A 10895-nucleotide genomic window follows, 5' to 3' on the forward strand; every position below is an offset into this window, starting at 1 on the left:
ACGCGGTTCTAGAGGCCGAACGCGCCGCCCTCGACGAGGATGGCGATGCCCAGGGCGATGAGGACGATCGGGAACAGGATGTGCTCCCAGCGCTCCAGCACCTCGGCGATCGGCTTGCGCGTGGCGACGAAGCGCGCCGCGACGACCAACACCGCCACCAGGGCGAGGAACACGATCGAGTAGGCGACGATGCCGGCGGTGCCGACGGTGGCGAAGACCGGCACGTACACGCCGATGTTGTCTCCCCCGTTGGCGAACGTGACCGCGGCGATGGTGAGCACGCTGAGCGACTTGCCACTGACCTTGGCCTCGTCGTCATCGTCGTCGTCATCGCTGCGCCACACCCGCCAGGCCGCGAGCAGGCCGAGGACCAGCGGAATGAGCCCGAAGTACGGGATCGCCTCCTCCGGCAGGAAGGTGCGCGCGCCCAGGGCGACGAGCACCGCCGCGGCCAGGATGGCGCCGAAGCCCAGGTACTGGCCGACGAGGATCTTTCGGGTGGTGCCGTGCTGGCCGGCGCCCCGGGCGTAGAACAGCGACAGCACGATGATGTCGTCGATGTTGGTGACCATGAACAGGCCGATGGCCTGCAGGGTCCACGTGAGAATCTCCATAACTGCCTTCTGCTCGAGAACCTGCCGCGGACGGCCGGCTGAGTTATCTGGGTGCCGCCCGCAGTCGGTGAGGGGCGTCAGTCGCGACGTGCGACCCAGGCAGCCCCGCCAACCGACCACGGCATCGTCGTTTGACGATGCTAGCACCCCCGGACGCTTTTCCGTCCGCGCGGCTCGTGCATGGCGCGCGCGGCGACCCTCACGGGGCCCTGGCGCGGGGTGCCGACTGCCGTCGAAGTGGGCTACCGGCCAGCCAGGCTGCCGCTCTGCTGGACACGAACCCCTGTGGCTGCTATTCATCGTCTACTGGCGATGCCGACGAGCCTAGGCGATGGAGTGATCCGCATGCTCATGAACCGCGTGGAGACAATCGTCGTGAACAGCGGTGCCCGGCGTGCGCTGCAGCGGTGGTACGAGACGCCGGCTCTCCTGCGGCTGGGCGGGCAGCTGGCGCCGGGGGCACGAGCTCTCGAGCTGGGCTGCGGTGCCGGCTACGGCGCCGAGCTCATTCTCGAGCGGTTCGGCGCCGACCGAGTTGACGCAGTCGACCTGGATCCTGCGATGGTGGACCGGGCGCGGCGCCGGCTGGCCCGGCACGGCGAGCGGGTCCGGCTCGCCACCGGGGATGTCACCGACTTGCGACGCACGCTCGACGCAGCCGACGGCAGCTACGACGCGGTGTTCGACTTCGGGATCCTGCACCACGTCGAGGACTGGCAGGCGGCAGTCCTCGACGTCGCGCGAGTGCTGCGCCCTGGAGGCCGCTTCTACTTCGACGAGGTCACCGCCGACGCGCTGGCCACCCGCGGCTACCGATGGCTCTTCGACCACCCCACGCAGAACCGATTCACCGCTGCCGAGTTCGTCGCCGAGCTCGAGCGGCAGGGCCTTGCCCTCGGCCGACGATGGCGGACCCGGATACGTGGCCACTATGTCCTCGGCGTGGCCGACCGGGTCGCCTGAGGCGGCAATGATGCGTCCCCCGCTCTCCCCGCGACGCACCGCCGCCAGGAACACGTCGGCGGACCCGCACGTCCTGCCCGTGCTGCTGGACGCAAGGCGCACCTACCGCGCGGGGCCGGCTGCGGTCGCCGAGCGCCAGCGCGCGCGGCTGGCCGATCTGATCGCCTTCACACGCACGCGGTCGCCCTTCTACCGGCAGCTGTACGCCGGGCTGCCGGAACGCATCGAGGACCCGTCGTTGCTGCCGGTGACGAGCAAGCGCGAGCTGATGGCGCGGTTCGACGAGATCGTCACCGATCATCGGGTGACCCGACAGGCGATGGAGGCGTTCGTCGCCGACACCACGCTGATCGGGCAGCCCTTTCTGAACGCCTACACCGTGGCGACCACGTCGGGCACCACGGGCATCCGCGGGATGTTCCTCATCGATCAGCAGGCCTTGGTGGTGGCAACCGCAATGGCCGGCCGCATGCTGGCGAGCTGGCTGCGGCCGCGGGACGCGTTCCGCATCGTCGCCGGCCGCGGCCGCACGGCGATGGTGAGTGCAAGCGGCGGGCACTTCGCCTCGGCCGCCGCAGCGGCCCGGCTGCGCAACACCCGTCGGGGCGCCCGCACGGTACGGCTGTTTCCCGTGCAGACCCCTCTGACCCAGCTCGTCGCGGAGCTCAACTCCTTCCGTCCGGCCCTGCTCGCCCCCTACGCCAGCACCGCCGCTCTGCTGGCCAGCGAACAGCAGGCCGGGCGGCTGCACATCAACCCTGTGCTGGTGACCCTGTCCGCCGAGGGGCTCGCCCCCGACGAACGGCGGAGGATCGCCGACGCGTTCGGAGCGACCGTGGGCAACTCGTATGCCGCAACCGAATGCCCCTTCCTCAGCTTCAGCTGTCGACAGGGTTGGCTGCACGTCAACAGCGACTGGGCCATCCTCGAGCCGGTCGACGCCGATCACCGGCCGGTTCCGCCCGGGCGGCAGTCCCACACGGTGCTGCTAACCAACCTGGCCAACCGGGTGCAGCCGATCCTGCGCTACGACCTCGGCGACAGCGTGCTTACTCGATCTGATCCCTGCGCGTGCGGTAATCCGCTGCCGGCGATCCAGGTGCAGGGCCGCGCGGCCGACGTCCTCACCTTTCCGGATGCGCACGGCTCATCGGTGACCATCACGCCGCTGACCCTGTCCGCCGTACTCGACCGGATCCCCGGCGTCGAGCTGGCCCAGATCATGCAGACCGCTCCGACCGGGCTCAGCGTGCGTCTCCGGCCGGCAGCCGGCGCCGACCGCGAACAGGTATGGCGCAGCCTCGCAACGGAGATCGACAGACTGCTGCGCGCGCACGGACTCGACGTCGCCCTGCACCTCGACGGGGCGCCACCGCAGCCGACGGCCGGTGGCAAGTACCGGCTGGTCCAGCCGCTGCGGTCGAACGACATCACCGAGAGCTGAGGCGGCGGGCGCACGTTGCCCTGGAGCACGCGCACGGCCTATCATCGCCTTGTGACGATGAAAGCGCATGTCCAGGAGTCCGTGGAGGTCTCGTCCGGCCCCGCGGTCGACGAGGCGCGGGCTCTGTCGCCGGCCGCCTCGCTGTTCCACAGCCTCTCCGATCCGGCTCGGCTGGCGATCCTGCGCCACCTCGCCGCAGGCGAGCACCGGGTCGTGGACCTCACGGCCCATCTGGGCCTGGCCCAGTCGACCGTGTCCGCGCATCTCGCCTGTCTCCGCGACTGCGGACTGGTGACGTCCCGGCCGCAGGGCCGCGCGTCGATGTTCTCGCTCGCGACCGAACCGCACCTGATGGAGCTCCTCGGGGCAGCCGAGCGGCTGCTGACCGAGACCGGCGACGCCGTCGACCTGTGTCCCACCTACGGCTCCGCCGCCCGGCGCCGGCCTCGGGCGGACTGACCATGGCGCCCGCCGGCGCGCTGATCCGGACCGGAACCAACCGGTCGATCCCCGGAGTGACGCGCCACGGCGACCCGTCCGCAAGGGCGGGGTAGGAGCCGCTCGTGCCGACTCCCCCCTCGCTGCCTCCCGAGATGCTGCTGCGGTACACCGACCTGCCCGAGGGCCGCGTCCGCACGCGGGTGCTCGGCCGACGGCGCCCGGACGTCCCGCCGGTCGTGGTCGTGCAGGGCATGGCTGTTTCGGACTACCTGCTGCCGGCCTGTGCCGCCCTCGGCGAGTGGACCGAGGTGCACCTGCTCGACCTGCCCGGCTACGCCGGCAGCGGCGAGCCGACGCGCCACCTCGATGTCCGGAGCTATGGAGAAACGGTCGCGCACTGGCTGGAGGCTGCAGAGCTCGACCGAGCCGTGGTCGTGGGCCACTCGAGCGGCACCCAGGTCGCGGCGTGGGCCGGCGTGCTGTGCCCTCAGCGAGTCGCCGCCGTCGGCCTGGCGAGCCCGACCATCGACCCGATGGCGCGGTCCCTCCCGAGATTGCTGTTCCGCTGGCGCCTGGACGCTCGAGCGCCGTCACCGGGTCTGGAGGCCAACCACATCCCGGAGTGGAAGCGTGCGGGGCCGGGCGGGATCGGTCACCTGGTGAAGGTGCATCTCGCCGATCATCTCGAGGATCAGGTCGGGCGCCTGCCCATGCCGATGCTCGCCATCCGGGCCGCGGACGATCGGCTCAGCAGCGAGAGCTGGGTGCGCGACCTCGCCCGGCTAGCACCGGACGGCGACCACGTGAGCGTTCCCGGCGCGCACGCCTTCGTCTGGCTCGATCCCTCCGCGTGGTCGGAGCCGCTGCGTCGGCTCGCCGACCGAGCCGGCTCCGCGCTCCGATGATTGCGAGCGGCCAGCGGGACGGTGGGGGCCTCCCCCGCGCCGGGCACGGGGTCCTGGAGTGACGGACCTGCCGCCGGAGAAGGCGGTCGCGTCCTTCGACTCGGCCAGCGCGCTGCTCGCCGCCCTGGCACGGGCACTTCAGGGACGGGACTTCCCGCACCTGGGGCAGTCCCGGCTCAAGGTTCCGCTGGTCCGCGCCGGCGCCCTGCTTCCCCTCCCCCTGCGACGTCGGGTGTACGCGAAGGCAAGCGGCCGGGAGGGCGTTCCCCCGGACCGGCTGGGCCAAATCGACCTCGAGCGGGTCGCCGCCTGGATCACCGACCACTATCCCGCCCGGCGCTATCCGGCGGTGCTCATCGGCTCCTCCAACGGCGCGCTGTCCCATCTCGCCGCCGCCGCCGGCCTGCCCTGGCTACCGCAGACCCTGCTGGTGCCGGTGCGACGTCCGGGGGTGGACCCCCGCGACGTCGGCGCCGCTCTGGAGTTCGGTGCCCGGCACGCGCCGCCCCTGCTGGATCGCAACCCCACCATCGAGTTGCACCACATGCACGACCCGAACCAGGACGCGCTCAGCGCCTCCCAGATGGCGTACTTCCGCATCAAGTGGCACACGCTGCCCCGGGCGTACGAGCGCTTCCTCGTCGACCGGCTGGAGCCCGGCGCGCCGATCATCGTCGTGCGCGACCGGTCATCGTGGCCCGTGACGCGCGTGGGACCGCGGCACGTGTTCCAGTACGGGGCGCACGGCGGTATGACCGCCGCGGAGTACGCGGCCGAACCCGGCGCCCCGCCCACCGACGAGGTCGCTGCGGAGGCCGAATGGGGTTTCGCCGACGCGCTCGGGGACGACGTCCACACCTGGGCGATCCGCAACGGGCACCCCGTGGTCGACGTGCGCTACGACCACCCGCAGGACCCTGCCGCCGGAGTCGCGGACGCCTTCCGCGCCTGGCTACAGGAGCGCGGCGAGCCCGCCCAGCGGCTGCTGGTGAGTTCCTTCATCGTGCACGATCCCTGGCGGACGATCACCACCGCGTCGGTACCGTTCTGGACGTTCTTCCCGGTGCGTCAGGCGGCACAGGACCTCGCGAATTACCTCGACCGCGCCTCCTACGACGACGTCGACGTCCTCCTGTTCAGCAACGGAGTCCCGTCCCGCGGCCAGGTCGACGCCCGATCGTGGGAACGTCTCGCCCAGCGCGCACGGCGACGCGGACGACTGCTCGGCGTGGACGCCGACGCGTTCCCGGCAGACTTCGCCGCCTTCGCCCGCTACGGCCCCGCCCTCCGGTCACTGCCCCCGGCCACCGTCCCGTGGTCGCCGCTGAGCGTGGCCGACCTGCTGGCCGGCCTCGACGCCGCCCCTCAGATCTCGGTGACCCGTTCGGATTCGAGCCCGCCTTCCGACCCGCAGGCGTGAGAACCCTCCACTCCGCCCCGGCCGCCGGACTGATCGCTGCTCCATGTCGTCTCGACGAACCACTCCTGAAAGGGATCACCCCATGACCGATGGCGCCCGGGAAGTACAGCGACGCATAGCCCAGGAACTGGGGGTGCTGTCCGAATTCGACCCCGCCCATGAGGCGGACCGCCGCAGCCAGTTCCTGGCAGACCTACTGGCAGCCAGCGGCCTCCGCACCCTGGTTGTCGGCATCAGTGGCGGCGTGGACTCCGCGACGGCGGGCATGCTCTGCCGCCGTGCGGTGCGACGTCGCCCCTCGGGGGCTGCCGCACTGGTGGCGGTGCGCCTGCCCTACGGACGACAGCACGACGAGGTCGACTGCGGAGCGGTCCTCGACGCCATCGAGCCCGACCACCTGTTCACCGTCGACATCCGCCCGGCCAGCGATGCCGCCCTGGCCGGGCTGACCGCGGCGGGGCTCCGCTTCCCCTCCGCCGACAGAGAAGACCACGCGCTGGGCAACATCAAGGCGCGCCAGCGGATGGTCGCCCAGTACGGCATCGCCGCCGCGCTCGACGGCCTGGTGATCGGCACCGACCACGCCGCCGAAGCCGTCACCGGCTTCTTCACCAAGTTCGGCGACGGAGGAGTCGACGCCAACCCGCTGGCCGGACTGACGAAGCGCCGGGTGCGCGGACTCGCCCGACACCTGGGCGTGCCCGAACACATCGTGGACAAGACGCCGACCGCGGACCTGGAGTCCCTGCGCCCACAGCTGCCCGACGAGGAAGTCCTCGGCCTCAGCTACGAAGAGATCGACGACTTCCTCGAAGGCCGTCCCGTCCGCCCCGAGACCCAAGCCGAGATCACCCACCGCTACACCGCCACGGCCCACAAGCGCACCGGGCCGATCACGCCCCCGCGCTGACGCGGCGGGTCAGGCTGCCTCTCGGCCGGAAGGCGAACCCGAGTCCGTTGGCGGCGGGGACTCAACTGCACCCGAGCGGGCGAGCCGCTTCTCCGCCGCGTCACTACGCCAAGCCGTCAGCGCGAACAACAGTGCGCCGGTGACGATCGCGGTGTCGGCGAGGTTGAACGTCGGCCACCAGCCAGTGTGCAGGTAGTCGGTGACCACCCCGTCCGCGGCGCGGTCGGCGAGGTTGGCCACCGCGCCACCCAGGATCAGGGCCAGCGCGGCGAGCTGGGCTCGGCCGCCGTGATGTGCCGCGCGCCAGGCGAACACCGCCACCGCCGCGGTAATCGTGGCGGTGACGGCGATGACCAGCCAGGCCGGGGCCTCCGCGCCGACGGAGAACGCGACACCCCGGTTGTAGCCCAGCCGCAGGTCCACCGGCCCGAGCTCCACCCCGGTCGCCGACAGGTCCTTCTGCGCCCAGGCCTTCGCGGTGAGGTCCACCGCCGCCACTCCCGCCGCGGCCGCCGCCACCCACAGTCGCCGACGGACCGGCCGGACCCGCCCGGGACCGGGGCCCCCGGCCCCGGTCACCGGACGGCGCCGGTCAACTCGACGGGCGCCGGCGCCGGGGCGGCGGACACCGAGGCCAGCGGCTTCGTCCGGCCGGCGCGCACGCCGTTCGCGATGACGAAGACCTCGGCGACCTCGTGCACCAGCACGACCGCGGCCAGGCCGAGAACGCCGAACAGCGCCAGCGGCATCAGACCGATCACGATGCCCAACGACAGGCCGACGTTCTGCAGCATGATCCGGCGCGCGCGGCGGGCGTGGCTGAATGCCTCCGGCAGGTGGCGCAGGTCCTCGCCCATGAGCGCCACGTCGGCGGTCTCGATCGCGACGTCGCTGCCCATCGCCCCCATCGCGATGCCCAGGTCCGCGGTGGCGAGCGCCGGGGCGTCGTTGACGCCGTCACCGACCATCGCGGTGCGCCGCTGACCACGCAGCTCGGCGACCAGACGCGCCTTGTCCTCCGGGCGCAGCTCCGCGTGCACCTGCTCGATGCCCACCTCCCGCGCCAGGGCCGTGGCGGTGGCGGTGTTGTCACCGGTCAGCATGGCCACGGTGTAACCGTCGCGGCGCAGCTGAGCGACGACCTCCGCCGCCTCCGGACGCAGCTCGTCGCGCACCGCGACCGCACCGACGAGCTGCCCGTCGACCTCGATGAGCACCGCGGTCGCGCCGGCGTGCTGCATCCGCTGCACGTCCCCGGCGAGCACGCCGGCCTCGATCCAGCCGGGACGGCCCAGCCGCGCCGGGCGGCCGCCCACCCGTCCGACCAGCCCGGCTCCGACGACGGCCTCGACGTCGTCGGCCGGTGTGACGCCGGGAACCGCGGCCAGGATCGCCTGGGCGAGGGGGTGCTCGCTGCGGGCCTCCAGTGCGGCGGCGACGTCCAGCACCTGCTCGCGGGGTACCCCCGGGACGGTGGCGACCTCCACCACCGAGGGCCGGTTGCGGGTCAGCGTGCCGGTCTTGTCCAGCGCAACCCCGCGGATCGCGCCGAGTGCCTCCAGGGCCGCGCCGCCCTTGACCAGCACGCCCAGGCGGCTCGCGGCGCCCACCGCGGCGACGACGGTGACCGGCACGGAGATGGCCAGCGCGCAGGGAGAGGCTGCCACCAGCACGACGAGGGCGCGCTCGATCCAGACGAGGGGATCACCGAGCAGGCTGCCGATGCCGGCGATGACCACCGCCGCGATCATCACGCCGGGCACCAGCGGCTTGGCGATCCGGTCGGCGAGCCGCTGGGCCTCGCCCTTGCGGGACTGCTCGGCCTCCACGATCCGCACGATGCGAGCCAGCGAGTTGTCCTCAGCGGTCGTGGTGACCCGCACCTCGAGCACACCGGTGCCGTTGATGGACCCAGCGAAGACCTCGTCGCCCGGCCCGGCCTCCACCGGCACCGATTCGCCGGTGATCGCCGAGACGTCCAGGGCGGTGCGCCCGGTGCCGATGACGCCGTCGGTGGCGATCCGCTCCCCGGGCTTGACCACCATGACGTCGCCGACGCGCAGCTCGCCGGGGGCCACGACCTGCTCGACACCGTTGCGACGCACGGTCGCCTGCTCCGGCACCAGGGACAGCAGCGCGCGGAGCCCGCGGCGGGTCTTCGCCAGCGAGTACTCCTCCAGGCCCTCGCTGATCGAGTACAGGAAGGCCAGCATCGCGGCCTCGGCGACCTCGCCGAGCAGCACCGCCCCAACTGCGGCGATCGTCATCAGCGTGCCGACACCGATCTTGCCCTTAGCCAGCCGGCGCAGCGTCGAGGGGACGAAGGTCCAGGCCCCGACCGCCAGGGCGGCCACCTCGAGGCCGAGCTGCAAGCCGGGACGGTCGGCGCCTCCGGCGAACAGCGCCCCCACCAGGAGCACACCGGCGACCGCCGCGGCCTGTAGCTCCCGGACCTGCCAGAACCGTTCGGCCTCGTGCTCCTCGGCCTCCTTGCCGGCCGGGGTCGTCTCGTCGTCGCCGCAGCCGCAGGCGTCGCTCATCGGGTGCTCTCCTCGTCGTGGGTGGTCTCGGCCGTGGTGGCGGGTCGGGGCTCCGGCCGGGGGTCCCCGAAGCCTGGGCACAGGGCGACCGCGTTGCCGGTGGCGGCGAGCAGCGATTCCGCCGTGGTGAGCAGGTCCAGCAACTCAGGGTGAGTCAGGGAGTACACCGAGGCGCGGCCTCGGGGACGGAAGTCGACCAGGCCGCAATCCCGCAGGCATGCCAGGTGCGCCGACACCGTGGACTGCGCCAGGCCGAGCTCCGCAACGAGATCGACCACTCGGGCCTCGCCCTTGGCGAGGCGCCGGAGCAACGCGAGGCGGGTGGAGTCACCCAGGCCGGAGAACAACGCCGCCGCCGGCGCCAGGGCTGCTCGCGGGGCGGCATCTGCCGGTACCTCAGTGATCGTCACCCGACGATGATAACGCGACACCACGGTGGAACAAGGCAGGCGCACTTCTGTCCGCCGCCTGCAGACGCCCGCCAACTATCCGACCTGCGCTCATGAGTGAAATTGCGGGGGTCCCGGTGTGTGCTCGCCCAGTCGGCCGGCGCTCCCTGACAAGCCCTGACAATGGCTTAGCTGTAATGGATACGTAGCCGGGGAGGTCCGGCCGGGCCGACGACGTCTCACTCAGTCGACGCCGCCGTAGGAGTGCAGGCCGGTTGAGACGAGGTTCACGAAGAGGAGGTTGAACACGAGGCTGGCGAATGCCAGCAGGTTGATCCAGGCCGCCGGCTTACCGCGCCACCCGGTGGTGGTGCGCGCATGCAGGTAGACGGCGTAGAGCACCCAGGAAATGAAGGCCCAGGTCTCCTTGGGATCCCATCCCCAGAACCGGCCCCAGGCACTCTCGGCCCAGATAGCCCCGGCGATGACGGCGAAGGTCCAGATCGGAAAGCCGAAGACGGCGGTGCGGTGGGCGACACGGTCCAGCACCGCCGCGGCAGGCAGCTTCACGGCGAGGCCGGTCGCCCGCGCGCCTTCCGCTGCGAGCCGCTTGTCGTGGCGCACCCTGACGAGGTAGAGGGCGCTGGCCACGCCGCTGACCATGAGGATGCCGAAGGAGACGATGGCCGCGGAGACGTGCACCGCGAGCCAGTCCGACCGCAGCGCTGCGATCAGCGGACCGGCGGCGGCGTACAGATAGAGACCGATCAGGACGAGCCCGAAGACAGCGAAGCCCAGGACAAAAGCGCCCATGCGGCGCGCCCCGGGGACCCGCGTCGCGACGACCAAGTAGGCGACGACTCCGATGAGCACCGACGCCGTTCCGAACTCGTACATGTTGCCCCAGGGCACCCGACCCGTGGCCGCGCTGCGGGTGACGAGCACCCCGGCGTGGAGCACCGCGCCCAAGGCGGTCAGGGCGAGGCCGGCGAGACCCCACCGGCGCGTCGGCGCGATCCCCTCGTTCGGCGTCGGTAACGCCTCACTCGGCCGGAGGTCGTCGCTGCGGGAGGGGGCGCCGACATGCGCCTCCACAGCCGAGGAGCGCCTTTCGGCCCACCGGGTGCCGTGGCGTCCGAAGGCCAGTTCGGCACTGAACAGCAGCACCGCAATCGAATAGACGGCGATGGTGGCGCTGAACAACGAGTCCGACAGTGCCGACAGCCCATCGGGTGTCATACCGGGTCCTTCCTGGGCGCCACATGGCGC

At 72.0% G+C, this 10895-nt stretch carries 11 protein-coding genes; 6 read left to right on the forward strand and 5 right to left on the reverse strand.

The window, feature by feature from the left end:
* Positions 1-8: 8 nt before the first annotated feature.
* Complete coding sequence (locus E4P39_RS01560; protein ID WP_135134559.1) at positions 9-614, reverse strand: cadmium resistance transporter; 606 nt, start codon at positions 612-614, stop codon at positions 9-11.
* 345 nt (positions 615-959) lie between these two features.
* On the opposite strand from E4P39_RS01560, the gene E4P39_RS01565 reads away from it, so the two are divergent.
* The 6 genes from E4P39_RS01565 to nadE all read left to right on the forward strand — a co-directional run bounded on the left by E4P39_RS01565 (position 960) and on the right by nadE (position 6697).
* Positions 960-1577 (forward strand): class I SAM-dependent methyltransferase, encoded by a 618-nt coding sequence (locus E4P39_RS01565; RefSeq protein ID WP_135134560.1) that lies wholly within the window; start codon positions 960-962, stop codon positions 1575-1577.
* A 79-nt stretch (positions 1578-1656) separates the two neighbouring features.
* Entirely contained in the window at positions 1657-3021 is a 1365-nt protein-coding gene (locus E4P39_RS01570) for a phenylacetate--CoA ligase family protein (RefSeq protein ID WP_245159556.1), read from the forward strand.
* 51 nt (positions 3022-3072) lie between these two features.
* Entirely contained in the window at positions 3073-3480 is a 408-nt protein-coding gene (locus E4P39_RS01575; RefSeq protein WP_135134561.1) for a metalloregulator ArsR/SmtB family transcription factor, read from the forward strand.
* 104 nt (positions 3481-3584) lie between these two features.
* A complete protein-coding gene (locus E4P39_RS01580) occupies positions 3585-4367 on the forward strand; it encodes an alpha/beta hydrolase (RefSeq protein ID WP_135134562.1) in 783 nt (260 codons plus the stop codon).
* A gap of 58 nt (positions 4368-4425) precedes the next feature.
* Complete coding sequence (locus E4P39_RS01585; protein ID WP_135134563.1) at positions 4426-5787, forward strand: hypothetical protein; 1362 nt, start codon at positions 4426-4428, stop codon at positions 5785-5787.
* 82 nt (positions 5788-5869) lie between these two features.
* Positions 5870-6697, forward strand: coding sequence for an ammonia-dependent NAD(+) synthetase (nadE, locus tag E4P39_RS01590; protein ID WP_135134564.1), 828 nt, complete (start codon positions 5870-5872; stop codon positions 6695-6697).
* Between the two features lie 9 nt (positions 6698-6706).
* On the opposite strand, the gene E4P39_RS01595 is transcribed toward nadE, so the two are convergent.
* The 4 genes from E4P39_RS01595 to ccsB form a co-directional block, all read right to left on the reverse strand.
* Positions 6707-7276 (reverse strand): signal peptidase II, encoded by a 570-nt coding sequence (locus E4P39_RS01595; protein WP_167761514.1) that lies wholly within the window; start codon positions 7274-7276, stop codon positions 6707-6709.
* The gene (locus E4P39_RS01600) at positions 7273-9237 is read right to left on the reverse strand and encodes a cation-translocating P-type ATPase (RefSeq protein ID WP_135134567.1); all 1965 of its coding nucleotides are present in this window, start codon (positions 9235-9237) and stop codon (positions 7273-7275) included. The genes E4P39_RS01595 and E4P39_RS01600 overlap by 4 nt, the downstream gene beginning before the upstream one ends.
* The gene (locus E4P39_RS01605) at positions 9234-9647 is read right to left on the reverse strand and encodes a metalloregulator ArsR/SmtB family transcription factor (RefSeq protein ID WP_135134569.1); all 414 of its coding nucleotides are present in this window, start codon (positions 9645-9647) and stop codon (positions 9234-9236) included. The genes E4P39_RS01600 and E4P39_RS01605 overlap by 4 nt, the downstream gene beginning before the upstream one ends.
* A gap of 222 nt (positions 9648-9869) precedes the next feature.
* Positions 9870-10829 carry a c-type cytochrome biogenesis protein CcsB gene (gene ccsB, locus E4P39_RS01610; protein WP_245159558.1) on the reverse strand — a complete coding sequence of 320 codons (960 nt, stop codon included), beginning with the start codon at positions 10827-10829 and terminating at the stop codon, positions 9870-9872.
* Positions 10830-10895 lie beyond the last annotated feature (66 nt).

It is taken from the genome of Blastococcus sp. CT_GayMR19 (assembly GCF_004570385.1).
Classification (GTDB): domain Bacteria; phylum Actinomycetota; class Actinomycetes; order Mycobacteriales; family Geodermatophilaceae; genus Blastococcus_B.

What these genes read in the sequence shown, in the direction of transcription:
- E4P39_RS01565 (WP_135134560.1), top strand. Translation starts at nt 960, where the DNA reads ATGCTCATGAACCGCGTGGAGACAATCGTCGTGAACAGCGGTGCCCGG.
- E4P39_RS01600 (WP_135134567.1), bottom strand. Translation starts at nt 9,237, where the DNA reads ATGAGCGACGCCTGCGGCTGCGGCGACGACGAGACGACCCCGGCCGGC.
- E4P39_RS01560 (WP_135134559.1), bottom strand. Translation starts at nt 614, where the DNA reads ATGGAGATTCTCACGTGGACCCTGCAGGCCATCGGCCTGTTCATGGTC.
- nadE (WP_135134564.1), top strand. Translation starts at nt 5,870, where the DNA reads ATGACCGATGGCGCCCGGGAAGTACAGCGACGCATAGCCCAGGAACTG.